Genomic DNA, 14,980 nt, shown 5'->3' on the forward strand with positions numbered 1-14,980 from the left:
CACTCCTCCTGTTTTCAGTACGATTCCGAACCTTGCGCCAGAACGCGCCGGTAATAATGGCACATTTCACGGTGTACATACCAGTAAGACAAGGATAATTCGTGCGGTAGCGTAGAGCTCAGGACCAGGAAAAGCTATGCTGCTGACATTCTCAGCCATGACAGAGCATTATGAACAAAATTGTCTATGTGGAAGATGAGCCGGAAGTCGGCGAACTGATTGCGGCTTATCTTGGCCGCCACGATATTGAGGTGCTGGTTGAGACGCGCGGCGATCGCGCGGAAGCGACCATTCTCGCCGCCGATCCGGATCTGGTATTACTGGATATCATGCTGCCGGGCAAAGATGGCATGACGCTGTGCCGCGATTTGCGTGCGCACTGGCAGGGACCGATTGTGCTGCTGACCTCGCTCGACAGCGACATGAACCACATTCTGGCGCTGGAGATGGGCGCCAATGACTATATTCTGAAAACCACGCCGCCGGCGGTGCTGCTGGCGCGTCTGCGGCTGCATCTGCGCCAGGCGCACGTGGCCAAACCGGAAGCCGCACCCGCCGTGCAGAGCTCGCAAAAGGTGCTGCGGTTTGGTTCGCTCACCATTGATGCGCTCAACCGCCAGGTGATCCTGTTCGACGAACCCATAACCCTTTCGACCGCCGATTTTGATCTGCTGTGGGAGCTGGCGAGCCACGCCGGAGAAATTCTCGACCGTGACGCGCTGCTGAAAACCCTGCGCGGCGTGAGCTATGACGGCATGGATCGCAGCATCGACGTCGCCATTTCACGCCTGCGCAAGAAACTGTACGACAGCGCCACCGAGCCGTTCCGCATCAAAACCATCCGTAACAAAGGCTATCTGTTCGCGCCGCAGGCCTGGGATACCCGCTCCTGATGAGAAAGCTCTTCATTCAGTTCTATCTGCTGCTGTTCGTCTGCTTCCTGGTGATGACGCTGCTGGTGGGTCTGGTGTACAAATTCACCGCCGAGCGCGCCGGACGCCAGTCGATGAACGACCTGATGGCCAGCTCGCTGTTTCTGATGCGCAGCGAACTGCGTGAGATCCCGCCGCGCGACTGGAATAAAACCATCCGCAACCTCGATCTCGATTTATCCTTTGAGCTGCACATCGAACCGATGAGCAAGTATCAGCTGGACGAAGCCGACATGAAGCGGCTGCGCGCCGGTGAAATCGTCGCCCTCGACGATCAGTACACCTTCCTGCAGCACATCCCGCGCAGCCACTATGTGCTGTCGGTCGGACCGATTCCTTACCTGTTTTATCTGCACCAGATGCGCATCCTTGATATCGCCCTGCTGGCGTTTATTGGTATGTCGCTGGCGCTGCCGGTGTTCATCTGGCTGCGCCCGCACTGGCAGGAGATGCAGCGGCTGGAGAAAGCGGCTCAGCGCTTTGGTCGCGGCGAGCTTGACGTGCGCACCCATTTTGAAAATACCTCCAGCCTGCACAGCCTTGGCGTGGCGTTCAACCAGATGGCGGACAACATCAATACGCTGGTGGCGAGTAAAAAACAGCTGATTGACGGTATCGCGCACGAACTGCGCACGCCGCTGGTCCGGCTGCGTTACCGGCTGGAGATGAGTGAAAACCTCAGCGCGGCAGAATCCGCAGCGCTGAACCGTGACGTCGGCCAGCTGGAGAGCCTGATTGAGGAGCTGCTGACCTATGCGCGCCTCGACCGGCCGCGCGTTGACCTCAATCTGCAATCTTTCGATCTGGCCCAGTGGCTGCGCGTGCACATCGCTGACGTGCAGACCATGAATCCGCAGACGCACATTACGCTGGATATTCCGCAGCTGGAAAACATTGGCGCGGCAGATACGCGCCTGATGGAGCGGGTGCTGGATAACCTCGTTAATAACGCCCTGCGCTATGCGCAGCAGCGGCTGCGCGTCAGCCTGTGGTTTGACGACGCCATCGGCAATCTGCAGGTTGAAGATGATGGTCCGGGCATTCCGCCGGATGAACGCCAGCGGGTATTCGAGCCTTTCGTACGGCTCGATCCCAGCCGCGATCGCGCCACCGGCGGCTGCGGACTCGGTCTGGCGATTGTGCACTCGATAGCCCAGGCGCTGCAGGGCCAGGTCTCGATTGAGAGCAGTCCGCTGGGCGGCGCCTGCGTGCGCTTCTGCTGGCCGGTTGATCTCCCCCTGCGCGACGTGACGTCGCGCTTACCTTCATAAGGAGCTTGTTACATGACTGCAGCTTATCAGGAACTTAGCCGCACTTTTCAGCGCCTGGCGCGTTTTGGCCATCTGGGCGCGATTGCCGGCGTGGATATGCAAACCACCATGCCGCCGGGCGGCAGCCAGGCGCGTGGAGAAGCGATGGCGGAGCTGAGCGTATTTATGCACGAGCTGCTGACCGACAAGCGCCTCGGCGGGCTGTTTGACGCCGCCGGGCAGGAGTCGCTGAACGATGTGGAACAGGCCAATCTGGGCGAAATGCAGCGCGCGTGGCGCCAGGCAACGCTGCTGCCGGCCTCGCTGGTGGAAGCCAAATCGCTGGCCGGCTCGCGCTGTGAACACGCGTGGCGCAGTCAGCGTCCGGCCAATGACTGGCAGGGCTTCAGCGCTAACCTGAAAGAAGTGGTGAAGCTGAGCCGCGAAGAGGCTCAGCTGCGCGCCGATGCGCTCGGCGTATCACGCTACGATGCGCTGCTGGATGTGTTTGAGCCAGGCATGACCAGCGCGCAGCTCGACAGTACTTTTGGCGATCTGAAAAGCTGGCTGCCGGATCTGCTGCAAAAAGCGGTAGCCCGCCAGCAGGCAACGCCGATTGCCCAGCCGGTCGGCCCCTTCGCCATCGAATCACAAAAGCAGCTCGGCCTGAGCGTGATGGCGACATTAGGGTTTGATTTTAATCACGGCCGACTGGACGTGAGCGCGCACCCGTTCTGCGGCGGCGTACCGGAAGATGTGCGTATCACCACACGCTACAACGAAAACGATTTTCTCAGCGCGCTGATGGGCGTGATCCACGAAACCGGCCATGCGCGCTATGAGCAGAATCTGCCACAGCAGTGGCGCGGACAGCCGGTGGCGCTGGCGCGCTCGACCGCGATGCATGAATCGCAGAGCCTGTTTATGGAGATGCAGCTGGGGCGCAGTCACGCCTTCCTGCAGCATATTCATCCCCAGGTGGTGGCGCTGATGGGCGACCAGCCGGCGCTGGAGCGCAACAACTTTATTCGGCTGACACAGCGCGTGAAGCCGGGCTTTATTCGCGTCGATGCCGATGAGCTGAGCTATCCGGCCCACGTGATTTTACGTTACGAAATCGAGCGGGCGCTGATTGAAGGCGAGATTGAAGTCGAGGATATTCCGGCGCTGTGGGATGAAAAAATGCAGCAGTCGCTGGGTATTGATACGCGCGGCAACTATCGCGACGGCTGTATGCAGGATATTCACTGGACCGACGGTGCCTTCGGCTACTTCCCGACCTACACGCTGGGCGCGATGTACGCCGCTCAGCTGTTCCAGGCGGTAAAGCGCGCCATTCCGCAGGTGGACGAATTGATTCAGCAGGGTGAACTGCAACCGGTGTTTGACTGGCTGCAGCAGAACATCTGGCAGCACGGCAGCCGCTTCCCGACGCAGCAGCTGCTGATCAATGCCACTGGCGAAGCGCTTAATCCACACTATTTCCGTCAGCATCTGGAACAGCGTTATCTCTCTGCCTGATCCGTGCGGCGGCCTGCCCGGCCGCCGTTTTTTCCACGGAGAGTGATCCGCACTTATCCCCGCCCTGCCCGGTTTTCCTGCTTTGTACAATCCGTTACACGCCGATACCATTCCCTCACTGAAGGCGCGAATTGTTTTACATATAGTGCATTCACCGGCCCCGCAGTGGGCTACACATGAAAAAATAGTTCGAGGGTTTTGCAATGAAAAAATTATTTGCGTTGGTGATCGCCGCTGCTATGGGTCTGTCTTCTGTAGCCTTCGCTGCTGAGACAACAACTGCTGCTCCTGCTGCTGCTGCAACTACCGCTGCACCGGCTAAGCACAAAGCTGTTCACCACAAAAAAGCCGCTGCTCAGAAAGCGCAGGCTGCCAAAAAGCACAAGAAAGTAGAGAAGAAAGCACCAGCGGCTCAGAAAGCGCAGGCGGCTAAAAAGCACCACAAGAAAGCCACCAAACCAGCTGCTCAGAAAGCCCAGGCCGCTAAAAAGCACCACAAGAAAGCCACCAAGCCAGCGGCTCAGAAAGCCCAGGCTGCTAAAAAACACCACAAAGCCACTAAGCCAGCTGCACAGAAAGCTCAGGCTGCTAAAAAGCACCACAAAAAAGTAACCAAACCAGCTGCTCAGAAAGCTCAGGCTGCTAAAAAGCACCACAAAGCGAAAAAAGCTGCTAAATAAGGTTGCCTTGCGCGCCAACACCGCATTAATGATTGAAAACACCCGGTTCTGCCGGGTGTTTATTTACTGGAGTAGCGAAAAATGGTGCGTCGCTATCGCTTCGAAATTATCCTGATTGTCATGATTCTGTGCGGCATTATTGCGGCCAGCTTTTTTATCTAGTCGTTGTAGCGTGCTGATTACTCCAATATTTCTCCCTTTTTTACCGCTCACCGACTATAGTTATCGCTCAAGCGTGATGACCATAACCTCTATTTATTCTCGCCATTGAGAGAACTATGCGCCTGGCTATCCTGTTATTTGTAGGTCTTTTTAGCTTTAACCTCACAGCACATGCCGATGATGAAGACGGCCCCAGCCCGGAAGAGATTAAGACCCTGTTCTTCGGCAAAGATCATCGTAAAGCCATTACCGACGTCAGTGCGGCGCCGTGGGATGCCATTGGTCAGTTAGAGACGGAAAGCGGCAATCTATGCAGTGCCACTTTGATTTCGGCCCATCTGGCGCTAACGGCCGGACACTGCTTACTGACGCCCCCGGGCAAATTCGACAAGCCGGTCGCGCTGCGCTTTATGGCAGGTGCCAAAGGCTGGCGCTACGAAATTCATGATATCGACGCGCGCGTTGAGCCTTCGCTGGCGCGGCGTCTGCAGGCGGATGGTGAAGGCTGGATCGTGCCGCCAGACGCGGCACCTTACGATTACGGCCTGGTGATTCTGCACAATCCGCCGTCCGGTATCGTGCCGATTCCGCTGTTTGACGGTTCGCGCAGCGATTTAACCGCCGCGCTGAAAACCACCGACCGCAAAGTGACACAGGCCGGTTATCCCGCTGACCATCTGGATACGCTCTACTCGCACAGCGATTGCCTGATCACCGGCTGGGCGCAGCGTGCCGTGCTGTCGCACCAGTGCGACACCCTGCCCGGCGACAGCGGCTCTCCGCTGCTGCTGAAGCGCGACGGCGAGTGGCAGCTGATTGCGGTACAGAGCTCGGCGCCGGCACCGGCCGATCGCTATCGCGCCGATAACCGCGCCATCGCCGTTACATCCTTTAAAGACAAGCTGGAAGCGCTGGCGCAATAAGTCAGCTCAGCTGCTCCATCGCCTGCAGAATACGTTTGTCGGAGATGGGATACGGCGTGCCCAGCTGCTGCGCAAAATAACTGATGCGCAGCTCTTCCAGCATCCAGCGGATCGCCTGTACCTCTTCATCGTCCTGACGCTGCGGCGGCAGCTTGTTACGCCAGCTTTGCCACGCCTGCTCTACCGCCTGCACTTTCAGCATCCGCGCCCGATCGCTGTGCGGATCAACCGGCAGCTTCTCCAGCCGGCGCTCAATACCGTGCAGATAGCGCAGTGTGTCGCCCAGCCGCTGATAGCCGTTGCCGGTGACAAAACCGCGATACACCAGGCCGCTCAGCTGCGTTTTGATATCCGCCAGCGCCAGTGCCAGCGTCATGTCCACCCGTCCCTTAAGGAACTTGTTGATGTTGAACACGCTGGTGAGAATCTGCTCGACCTGGCTGGCGATGGTCACCACCGTGTCGTTCAGTTCAGCGCGTACTTTATCGCGCAGCTGCTCGAAGTTTTCCTGCTGCCACGCCGGGCCACCGGCGTCCGCCATCAGCTTGTCCACGCCGCAGGCGATACAGTCATCAATCAGCTCCAGCACTTTGCCGTACGGATTAAAATAGAGTCCGAGCTTGGCTTTGTTTGGCAGCTTCTCGTGCAGATACTTGATCGGCGAAGGGATGTTCAGCAGCAATAACCGCCGCTGGCCGCGCCACATCATCTTCTGCTGCTCGCGTTCACTGTCAAACAGGCGAATCGCGACGCTGTCTTTTTCATCCACCAGCGCCGGCCAGGCTTTGACCTGATAGTTGCCGCGCTTCTGCTCGTAGCTTTGCGGCAGATCGCCGAAGCTCCACAGATGCAGCCCGCGCTGTTCCAGCCCGTCATCCGCCACGTTGGACAGCGTTTCCTGCACCTTGCCCTTCAGCACCTGCTTCAGCTGATGCAGGTCTTTGCCTTCCTGCAGCTTCCGGTTGTGCTCATCCACCACGCGGAAGGTCATTTTCAGGTGATCGGGCACCTGATCCCACTGCCAGGCGTCGCGCTCAATGGTGACGCCAGACATGCGGCGGAACTCACGCTCCAGCGCATCCAGCAGCGGCTGCTCCAGCGCCGTCACGCGGCCAAGAAAGGCTTCGGCGTAGTTGGGTGCCGGCACAAAGTTGCGTCGCACCGGCTTGGGCAGCGACTTGATTAGCGCGATGATCAGCTCGCGGCGCACGCCAGGGATCTGCCACTCGAAACCGGCTTCGTCGACCTGGTTAAGCAGCGGCAGCGGGATGTGCACCGTCACACCATCCGCATCGGCCCCCGGTTCGAACTGGTAGCTGAGCTTCAGTTTCAGGTTGCCCTGATACCAGAAGTTCGGGTAATCCAGCTGGCTGACCTTCTCCGCGCCGTCTTTGATCAGCATTTGCTTATCAAAGCTCAGCAGATCCGGATTGTCCTTACTGGCCTGTTTCCACCAGCTGTCAAAGTGCCGCGCTGAGACCACCTCGCTGCCAATGCGGCGATCGTAAAACGCAAACAGCGTCTCGTCATCGACTAAAATGTCGCGCCGCCGCGATTTGTGCTCCAGATCCTCGATTTCACTGCGCAGTTTCAGGTTATTGCGGAAGAAGGCGTGACGCGTCTGCCAGTCGCCTTCCACCAGCGCATGACGGATAAACAGCTCCCGGCTGAGTTGTGGATCGATGCGGCTGTAATTGACCTTACGCGCCTGCACAATCGGCAGCCCGTACAGCGTGACTTTCTCGGTGGCCATGACTGCGCCCTGCGCTTTCTCCCAGTGCGGTTCACTGTAGCTGCGCTTCAGCAGATGCTGGGCCAGCGGTTCGATCCACTCCGGATCGATGCGCGCCGCAACGCGGCCCCACAGGCGACTGGTTTCCACCAGTTCCGCCACCACGGTCCATTTTGGTGGCTTCTTAAACAGCCCGGAACCGGGGAAAATAGCGAAACGCGCGTTGCGTGCGCCGGTAAACTCCTGCTTTTCCGCATCTTTCTGACCGATGTGTGACAGTAGACCGGTGAGCAGCGCGCAATGCACTTCGCGATACGGTGCCGGCTCGCTGTTAAGCGGCATGCCCAGTTCCCGCACCACCTGACGCAGCTGGGTGTAGATGTCCTGCCATTCGCGCACGCGCAGGTAATTGAGATAATCGCTTTTACACTGGCGGCGGAACTGGTTGCCGGACAGCGCTTTCTGCTGTTCCTGCAGGTAGTTCCACAGATTAACAAAGGCGAGAAAATCCGACTCTTTGTCAGCAAAACGCCGGTGTTTCTCGTCAGATGCCTGCTGTTTCTCCACCGGACGCTCGCGCGGATCCTGAATCGACAGCGCAGCGGCAATAATCATCACTTCGCGCACGCAGCCAAATTTCTGCGCTTCCAGCACCATGCGCGCCAGGCGCGGATCGACCGGCAGCTGCGCCAGACTGCGCCCGGACGGCGTCAGTTTGTACGCACCTTCCTCGCTCAGGGTGATCGCGCCGAGCTCCTCCAGCAGGCGCACGCCGTCCTGAATATTGCGCTTATCCGGCGCTTCGACGAACGGGAATGCGGCGATGTCGCCCAGTCCAAGCGCCGTCATCTGCAAAATTACCGACGCCAGGTTGGTACGCAGAATTTCCGGGTCAGTAAACGCCGGGCGGCTGAGGAAATCATCCTCTGAATAAAGGCGGATACAGATCCCTTCCGACACGCGGCCGCAGCGCCCTTTGCGCTGGTTAGCCGACGCCTGCGAGATCGGCTCGATCGGCAGTCGCTGCACTTTGGTGCGGTAGCTGTAACGGCTAATGCGCGCGGTGCCGGGATCGATGACATATTTAATGCCCGGCACGGTGAGCGAGGTCTCAGCGACGTTGGTCGCCAGCACAATGCGGCGGCCGCTGTGCGCCTGGAACACCCGGTTCTGTTCGGCGTTGGACAGGCGCGCATAGAGCGGCAGAATCTCGGTGTGCGGTAAATCGCGCTTCATCAGCGCATCGGCGGTATCGCGAATTTCGCGCTCACCGCTCATGAAGATTAGGATATCGCCGCGCCCTTCGCTGCTCAGTTCGTCAACCGCATCGAAAATTGCCTGCAGCTGATCGCGCTCGGTGTCTTCGGCATCTTCTACCACCGGACGATAGCGTACATCGACCGGATAAGTGCGGCCCGAAACCTCGATTACCGGGGCATTATTGAAGTGGCGCGAAAAGCGCTGCGGATCGATGGTCGCGGAGGTGATGATCACTTTCAGATCGGGACGACGCGGCAGCAGCTCGCGCAGGTAACCCAGCAGGAAATCGATGTTCAGACTGCGTTCATGCGCTTCATCGATGATGATGGTGTCATACTGCAGCAGCAGACGATCCTGCTGAATTTCCGCCAGCAGAATACCGTCGGTCATCAGTTTGACCTGGGTAGTTTCGCTGACCTGATCGTTAAACCGCACCTTATAACCGACGGTGCCGCCGGGCGTGGTTTCCAGCTCTTCGGCAATGCGGTTCGCCACGGTGCGTGCCGCCAGGCGACGCGGCTGCGTATGCCCAATCAGCCCTTTCACACCGCGCCCGAGCGCCAGACAGATCTTTGGCAGCTGGGTGGTTTTACCTGAGCCGGTCTCACCGGCGACAATCACTACCTGATGATCGCGAATCGCGTCGGCGATGTCCTGCTGCTTCTGGCTGACCGGCAGATTGTCCGGAAACGTAATGCGCGGCGTCGCGGCGGCGCGCTGCGCCACGCGCTGTTCTGCCGCGGCAAACACCGGCTCCAGCTCAGCCATAATTTCCTGCTGCGCAGCGGGATTTTTCACCTTTGCCGCACCGTGCAGACGACGCTGCAGCGCTTTGCGGTCGCGCAGCATCAGGTTATCGAGCCGCGACCAGAGGGGGGCCAGAGGTGACGTAACGGATGATGACATAGTGATGAATTACCTGTTGTTGCAGTGAGCCGGCACTGCGGCTCGGCGCCGGGCAGAATTTTCCGGCGGATTCAATCGATTAATGCCCGCCATCTTAGCACAGATTGGAACATCTCACCTGACCGGACGTGCCACCTTATTCAATAATTTCGAACATAGGCCTCGAAATATTGCGCTTTTACCTGCGGGATGAACTCCGTAGAGTGTAACGCATTGAGCGGTAAGCCAACCGCGTAACGTACAGGAAAATACCATGAGCAAAGTTTTAGTTCTGAAATCAAGCATCCTTGCCGGTTACTCACAGTCTAACCAGCTGGCAGACTTCTACGCTGATGAAGCCCGCGCCAAAGGCGACGAAGTCACGGTACGCGATCTGGCTGCCCAGCCGATTCCGGTACTGGACGGTGAACTGGTTGGCGCCCTGCGTCCTTCAGACGCGCCGCTGTCGCCACGTCAGCAGGACGCGCTGGCCCTGTCCGATGAACTGATTGCTGAACTGCAGGCGCACGATACCGTGGTTATCGCCGCTCCGATGTACAACTTCAACATTCCTACTCAGCTGAAAAACTACTTTGACCTGATTGCCCGTGCCGGCGTCACCTTCCGCTACACCGAAGCAGGCCCGGAAGGTCTGGTGAAAGGCAAACGTGCGGTGATCCTCTCCAGCCGTGGCGGCATTCACAAAGACACCCCGACTGATCTGCTGACCCCTTACGTGAAACTGTTCCTCGGCTTCATCGGCATCACCGACGTTGACTTCGTGTTCGCCGAAGGCATTGCTTACGGTCCGGAAGTGGCAACCAAAGCCGCCAGCGATGCCAAAGACGCCATCAAACAGATTGTTGCTGCGTAATCATCATTAAAACAATGCTATCTGTCTTGCCGGGCCCGAGTGCCCGGCTTTTTTATGCCTGCGCTGTCGTGGAAGCAGTTATTTCTGCACCCACTGGCCATTTATCCCGCGCACATATTCGCCGCTGCCGGCACGGTTAACCAGCTTCTCGCCGGCGATGCGCGCCACCTCGGCGGTGGTGAGGTTGTTCTGCTGCGCCACGCGCTGATACTGCTGGCTGCGGCCGTCATTGATGCGCTTAACCAGCGCCAGCGTCTCGTCATCCTGCTGACGGGCGGCGATGTAACCGCTCAGCGTTTCGCCCACGCGCCCCTGCTGGCGCGCCTGATCCAGCGTCAGCGCCCAGGCCGACGGCACCAGCAAAAACGCCAGCAACAGTGCTATCCCCTTGCGTTTCATCGAGCCTCTCCTCAAAACAGTCCGCTCTGATTCTTCAGCAGCGCTTCGACGTCTTTATCCACCTTGATGTGGATTTCATGTTCGATTTTTACGTTCATGTTGATGGTGATTGGCTCTTTGGGTGCGGCGACTTCGATGCGCGGCACACAGCCCAGCAGCGGCAGTCCCGCTGTCAGCACCAGTAATGCCCTCAGGCTCATGGTTTCGGGTCCTTGTTGGATGGCAGGGTGGCGTTTTGCTCCACCCAGGATTGCAAATTATCGCCAAAGCGCAGACTGCGCCACAGCTGGAACAGGTTTTCCTGATGACGGTAATTAAGATTGACGGACTGGCGGCGGTTACTGAACTGGCTGGTGCCTTTCACCTCGCTTTGCAGAATCAGGTTACCGAAGTTATCCAGATCCAGCGTCGCCCACGAACGGGCAATCTCCATGTAGCGCAGCCAGTCCATCGCCGCCCCGGCGGCCACGTTATTGCTGACAATCGCATCCGCCATGTCTTTGTCCATGCGGAATGTCAGCGGGCCACTGTTGGCGATCCAGCCCTTTTCGATCAGCCAGTGCGGATTGTTCACCCACAGCGGCAATTCGCCATTCACTTTACCGGACATGGCAAACTGCTTCGGCTTGAGCGCCGTCACCAGCCGGCTGAGATCAATGTCACGCAGCGAAATCCGCGCCGGCTGATGCTGCGGTAAACGCAATGCTGGCATGCTGACGTGCCCGCCGAGCAGATCGAGATTGACGTTGCTGAGCGTCAGCGGCTGGCGCTCCTGCCACGGATAGTGGCCCTGCAGATCCGCGGTAATGTTCTGCAGCGCAAACTGGTTCTTCACTTCGGCGATGCGCAGCGACACCGGCCCGCGGCGCCCCAGCTGCCACTGATGATCTTTCAGGCGGAACGGCAGGGTAAAATCGATGCCGTTGATTTCACTGTCCGGCATCCACACGCTGCCCTGTTTCACCGCCCAGAAACCGCCCGCCTCAAACCCCTGGCCGCTGGCGGCGGAAAAGGCCATCTGCGCGCGCAGCTCGCCAGACTGGATACGCATCTTCAGATCGCTGCTCAGCAGCGGCTGAAAGACGCTGAGCGACTGCGCCGGCCACCAGGCTTCGCCGCGCAGCCGCTCGCCGTCCCAGCGGCCATGCACGCGCAGCGGTCCGATGTCTTCCGCGGTGAGCTGACCGCGCCACAGAAAATGTCCTGGATCGCGCCCTTTGGCATCGAAACGCAGTTCGGACGGCGGCAGCCAGCCACCGTAGCTGAAGCGCGTCTGGCCGGAACGCAGCGCAAACCCGCCGTTAAACGCCGGCTGTGCCACATCGCGCTGCCAGCGCACCGGCGCGGTCAGCGTCAGGCGCGGCTTATCCACCTGCACCATGCCGTACGCCAGCTGATCGAACCCGGTGTTCAGCGTATCGAGGCTGATCAGGGTGTCGTACCAGCTACCGGTGCCCTTCACATCCCATTTGGCGCTAAGCGGCGCCATCACGCCTTCGCCCCAGTAACGCCAGTTCCAGCGTCCGCTGTCTGGCCAGAAGTCGCTGGCGCGCCCGTCGAGGTGCAGCCTGAAGCGGCCGAAACTGGGGTCGTGCGCGTTGAGAATCGCCTGTAACCGGCCGTTGATGCCGCTCGAGGCCACGCTGACGCCGGCCAGCGGCCAGCGCGCTTCATCTACTTCCAGCGTCGAGAGTAAGCGTCCGCGCAGGCGCAGCAGTGCGCCCGGCTGCAGGCTGAGCTGCGGATCGCTGAGCATGCCATGTAATTGTCCGGGAATGGTGCCGTACAGTTGCAGGTCGGCAAACTTGCTTTCGCCGGTTAACTGGAACGGCAGTGCGCTGTCAGTCAGGCTCAGCTTGCCCGGCCCAACGCTCAGTACCAGGTTGCCTTTCCCGCCGCGTCCGGCGGTCAGTAAATTGAAGCGGCCGCGGATCTGCGTCTGTTCCAGCCCCTGCTGCCAGTCATCCAGTGTCAGCGCCACGCCGCCCGACAGCGGCTGCGACCCGAACGGCCAGCGCCAGTGACCGGCAGTGATGCGGATTTGCTGCGCATCGACCTGCCACGGCAGCTGCAACAACGGCTGTGGTTCCTGTTGCTGGCGCACCACCAGTTCGCCCTGCTGCTGCTGCCAGTTAAGCGTCAGCGCCAGCGGCTGCGGCCACTGCGTCAGGTTAAGCGCACCGCTGAGCTCACCCGCCACCGGCAGGCCATCGGCAAAAGTCGGCAGCGTCAGATTGCCATGCAGTTCGACCGGTTGCGGCAGTATGGGATGGCTGAGCTGCAGCTGATCAATGTGCAGCTGCTGCCCCTGCAGGCGCGCGGCGACGCGCAGGTTGTCGCCCTGATAACGCAGCTGCTGAAGGTCTTTGTCTAAAGTCAGATCGAAGCGGCCGGCATATTGCTGCCATGGCAAAATACTGAGCTGTTGCAGATGGATATCCGCGCCGGGCAGCATCTGCTGCCACTCTGCGAGGCTGCGCGGCGCATCGCGCGTGGCACTGTGCGGCAGCGCCTGCAGACAATCGCTGTTGAGCGCCACCTCGCGCGCATCAAGCTGCCAGCGCTGTTGCGTCCGGCCAAGCCCCACGTCGGCGACCTGCGCCAGCAGGCAGTCACCGGCCAGATAGCGCACATCAGGAAATACCAGCCGGCCCTGCTGCCAGTGCGGCGCGCCGTGTAGCTCGACGCGGGTGTTTTCCGGCAGCCAGATACCTGCCAGCCGCGGCAGCCAGTGCGTCAGCGTCAGCAGCAATCCCAGCAGCAGCAGTATCAGCGCCAGTAGCGCAGCAAGTAGTCGACGGAGGCCCCGCGTCATGGCTGTTAACGTTCCTGTTCTTTACCCAATCCTGACAGAGATGATGGCATGTTACGCCCGGCAAATGAAGGCGTTACCGCTTTAGTCTGGCTGAAGAACAGCAAAATGACGCGGAAAACGTTATCCTGATGTGATACCGACGTAACATTTTTCAGGAGCGAAACAATGAAAGTTGCGGTTTACAGCACCAAGCATTACGACCAGAAATACCTCGAGCACGTTAACGAAGGCTACGGATTTGAGCTGCAGTTTTTTGACTTCCTGCTGAGCGAAACCACGGCGAAAAACGCCGCTGGCTGTGATGCGGTCTGTATCTTCGTTAACGATGACGGCAGCAAAGCGGTGCTGGAGGAGCTGGCGGCGCTGGGCGTGAAATATATCGCGCTGCGCTGTGCCGGTTTCAACAACGTCGACCTCGACGCCGCAGCCGCGCTGGGACTGCAGGTGGTGCGCGTGCCCGCTTACTCGCCGGAAGCGGTAGCGGAACACGCGGTAGGCCTGATGATGACGCTTAACCGTCGCATTCACCGCGCTTACCAGCGCACGCGCGATGCCAACTTCTCGCTGGACGGCCTGACCGGCTTCAACATGCACAATAAAACCGCTGGCGTGGTCGGCACCGGCAAGATTGGTGTGGCGACGATGCGCATCCTGAAAGGTTTTGGTATGCGTCTGCTGGCGTACGATCCGTACCCAAGTGACGCCGCGCTGGCGCTCGGGGCGGAATATGTTGATTTGAAAACGCTGCTGGCGGAGTCCGATGTCATCACCCTGCACTGTCCGCTGACGCCGGAAAACCACCATCTGCTCAATGCGCAGGCGTTTAGCCAGATGAAAGATGGGGTGATGATTATCAATACCAGCCGCGGTGGGCTGATTGATTCACAGGCGGCGATTGAGGCGCTGAAACAGCAGAAAATCGGCTCGCTCGGCATGGACGTGTATGAGAACGAACGCGACCTGTTTTTTGAAGACAAGTCGAATGACGTGATTCAGGACGACGTGTTCCGCCGCCTGTCGGCCTGTCACAACGTGTTATTTACCGGCCATCAGGCCTTTCTCACCGCCGAAGCGCTGACGGCGATTTCAGAAACCACGCTCAGCAATTTACAGCAGCTGGCGCGCGGGGAAACCTGTGCAAATCAGGTGAAGGCGTAACGTTCTGCGCCTGCGTTAGCGGGCGCAGGCACCGCCGATCAGTGCCTGTTCATCGCAGCGACGACCGTTAGCCAGCTGACACATCCCGATGCGTGAACCGTCTAACTGACGCGAGAACGCCAGTGTGCCGCCTGCGCTGTTGCAGTTGGCTTCTGCCATGGACGACATCACGACGTGCGGCTGCACGTGCGCGGCGGTGGCCTGTTGCGGCGGTTCATTGTCGCTGTTGCTGCTGCAGGCAGAGAGTAACAGCGCTGCGCCGGCCAGCAGTAAAGTTGCGGCTTTCATCGGTCGGGCTCCGGGAGTGTGAGCGGAAAAGTCGCACCAGCATATGTCAGCAGCGGTGCGCGATCGATAGGCGACACAGCTTTTTACAAAATTTAATATCG

Annotated in this window: 13 protein-coding genes; 8 read left to right on the top strand and 5 right to left on the bottom strand. The window is 59.3% G+C overall.

What is annotated here, in order from left to right:
- Positions 1 to 170 precede the first annotated feature (170 nt).
- The 6 genes from rstA (at position 171) to H7K56_RS01670 (ending at position 5,468) form a co-directional block, all read left to right on the top strand.
- Positions 171 to 893, top strand: a complete 723-nt coding sequence (rstA, locus tag H7K56_RS01650; RefSeq protein ID WP_021506113.1) for a two-component system response regulator RstA — start codon at positions 171 to 173, stop codon at positions 891 to 893.
- A complete protein-coding gene (gene rstB / locus H7K56_RS01655; RefSeq protein ID WP_150361045.1) occupies positions 893 to 2,203 on the top strand; it encodes a two-component system sensor histidine kinase RstB in 1,311 nt (436 codons plus the stop codon). The genes rstA and rstB overlap by 1 nt, the downstream gene beginning before the upstream one ends.
- Positions 2,204 to 2,215: 12 nt before the next feature.
- Complete coding sequence (locus H7K56_RS01660) at positions 2,216 to 3,703, top strand: carboxypeptidase M32 (RefSeq protein ID WP_125308779.1); 1,488 nt, start codon at positions 2,216 to 2,218, stop codon at positions 3,701 to 3,703.
- 203 nt (positions 3,704 to 3,906) lie between these two features.
- Entirely contained in the window at positions 3,907 to 4,383 is a 477-nt protein-coding gene (gene asr / locus H7K56_RS01665; protein WP_071813568.1) for an acid resistance repetitive basic protein Asr, read from the top strand.
- An 81-nt stretch (positions 4,384 to 4,464) separates the two neighbouring features.
- A complete protein-coding gene (gene ydgU, locus H7K56_RS23590; RefSeq protein WP_021506117.1) occupies positions 4,465 to 4,545 on the top strand; it encodes a small membrane protein YdgU in 81 nt (26 codons plus the stop codon).
- A 116-nt stretch (positions 4,546 to 4,661) separates the two neighbouring features.
- Positions 4,662 to 5,468 carry a trypsin-like serine peptidase gene (locus H7K56_RS01670; protein ID WP_021506118.1) on the top strand — a complete coding sequence of 269 codons (807 nt, stop codon included), beginning with the start codon at positions 4,662 to 4,664 and terminating at the stop codon, positions 5,466 to 5,468.
- A 1-nt stretch (position 5,469) separates the two neighbouring features.
- On the opposite strand, the gene hrpA is transcribed toward H7K56_RS01670, so the two are convergent.
- Complete coding sequence (gene hrpA, locus H7K56_RS01675) at positions 5,470 to 9,366, bottom strand: ATP-dependent RNA helicase HrpA (RefSeq protein WP_150361046.1); 3,897 nt, start codon at positions 9,364 to 9,366, stop codon at positions 5,470 to 5,472.
- Positions 9,367 to 9,619: 253 nt separating this feature from the next.
- Here hrpA and azoR point away from each other — a divergent pair, with 253 nt between their 5' ends.
- The gene (azoR, locus tag H7K56_RS01680; RefSeq protein WP_021506120.1) at positions 9,620 to 10,219 is read left to right on the top strand and encodes an FMN-dependent NADH-azoreductase; all 600 of its coding nucleotides are present in this window, start codon (positions 9,620 to 9,622) and stop codon (positions 10,217 to 10,219) included.
- 78 nt (positions 10,220 to 10,297) lie between these two features.
- Here azoR and H7K56_RS01685 read toward each other — a convergent pair whose 3' ends face one another.
- The 3 genes from H7K56_RS01685 to H7K56_RS01695 are packed head-to-tail and all read right to left on the bottom strand — an operon-like array spanning position 10,298 to position 13,433.
- Complete coding sequence (locus H7K56_RS01685) at positions 10,298 to 10,618, bottom strand: YdbL family probable chaperone protein (protein WP_021506121.1); 321 nt, start codon at positions 10,616 to 10,618, stop codon at positions 10,298 to 10,300.
- A gap of 11 nt (positions 10,619 to 10,629) precedes the next feature.
- Positions 10,630 to 10,818, bottom strand: a complete 189-nt coding sequence (locus H7K56_RS01690; RefSeq protein ID WP_010618431.1) for a YnbE family lipoprotein — start codon at positions 10,816 to 10,818, stop codon at positions 10,630 to 10,632.
- Positions 10,815 to 13,433, bottom strand: a complete 2,619-nt coding sequence (locus tag H7K56_RS01695; RefSeq protein WP_150361047.1) for a YdbH family protein — start codon at positions 13,431 to 13,433, stop codon at positions 10,815 to 10,817. The genes H7K56_RS01690 and H7K56_RS01695 overlap by 4 nt, the downstream gene beginning before the upstream one ends.
- Before the next feature lie 165 nt (positions 13,434 to 13,598).
- On the opposite strand from H7K56_RS01695, the gene H7K56_RS01700 reads away from it, so the two are divergent.
- On the top strand, positions 13,599 to 14,591 hold the full coding sequence (locus H7K56_RS01700) for a 2-hydroxyacid dehydrogenase (RefSeq protein ID WP_132462603.1): 993 nt from the start codon (positions 13,599 to 13,601) through the stop codon (positions 14,589 to 14,591).
- A gap of 15 nt (positions 14,592 to 14,606) precedes the next feature.
- On the opposite strand, the gene H7K56_RS01705 is transcribed toward H7K56_RS01700, so the two are convergent.
- The gene (locus H7K56_RS01705) at positions 14,607 to 14,879 is read right to left on the bottom strand and encodes a putative hemolysin (protein ID WP_021506124.1); all 273 of its coding nucleotides are present in this window, start codon (positions 14,877 to 14,879) and stop codon (positions 14,607 to 14,609) included.
- Positions 14,880 to 14,980: the final 101 nt, after the last annotated feature.

The organism is Pantoea dispersa (assembly GCF_014155765.1).
GTDB classification, from domain to species: domain Bacteria; phylum Pseudomonadota; class Gammaproteobacteria; order Enterobacterales; family Enterobacteriaceae; genus Pantoea; species Pantoea dispersa.

Bases quoted from the DNA above. Each gene is read 5' to 3' on its own strand.
- rstA (WP_021506113.1), top strand. From the start codon at position 171: ATGAACAAAATTGTCTATGTGGAAGATGAGCCGGAAGTCGGCGAACTG.
- rstB (WP_150361045.1), top strand. From the start codon at position 893: ATGAGAAAGCTCTTCATTCAGTTCTATCTGCTGCTGTTCGTCTGCTTC.
- H7K56_RS01660 (WP_125308779.1), top strand. From the start codon at position 2,216: ATGACTGCAGCTTATCAGGAACTTAGCCGCACTTTTCAGCGCCTGGCG.
- asr (WP_071813568.1), top strand. From the start codon at position 3,907: ATGAAAAAATTATTTGCGTTGGTGATCGCCGCTGCTATGGGTCTGTCT.
- ydgU (WP_021506117.1), top strand. From the start codon at position 4,465: ATGGTGCGTCGCTATCGCTTCGAAATTATCCTGATTGTCATGATTCTG.
- H7K56_RS01670 (WP_021506118.1), top strand. From the start codon at position 4,662: ATGCGCCTGGCTATCCTGTTATTTGTAGGTCTTTTTAGCTTTAACCTC.
- hrpA (WP_150361046.1), bottom strand. From the start codon at position 9,366: ATGTCATCATCCGTTACGTCACCTCTGGCCCCCCTCTGGTCGCGGCTC.
- azoR (WP_021506120.1), top strand. From the start codon at position 9,620: ATGAGCAAAGTTTTAGTTCTGAAATCAAGCATCCTTGCCGGTTACTCA.
- H7K56_RS01685 (WP_021506121.1), bottom strand. From the start codon at position 10,618: ATGAAACGCAAGGGGATAGCACTGTTGCTGGCGTTTTTGCTGGTGCCG.
- H7K56_RS01690 (WP_010618431.1), bottom strand. From the start codon at position 10,818: ATGAGCCTGAGGGCATTACTGGTGCTGACAGCGGGACTGCCGCTGCTG.
- H7K56_RS01695 (WP_150361047.1), bottom strand. From the start codon at position 13,433: ATGACGCGGGGCCTCCGTCGACTACTTGCTGCGCTACTGGCGCTGATA.
- H7K56_RS01700 (WP_132462603.1), top strand. From the start codon at position 13,599: ATGAAAGTTGCGGTTTACAGCACCAAGCATTACGACCAGAAATACCTC.
- H7K56_RS01705 (WP_021506124.1), bottom strand. From the start codon at position 14,879: ATGAAAGCCGCAACTTTACTGCTGGCCGGCGCAGCGCTGTTACTCTCT.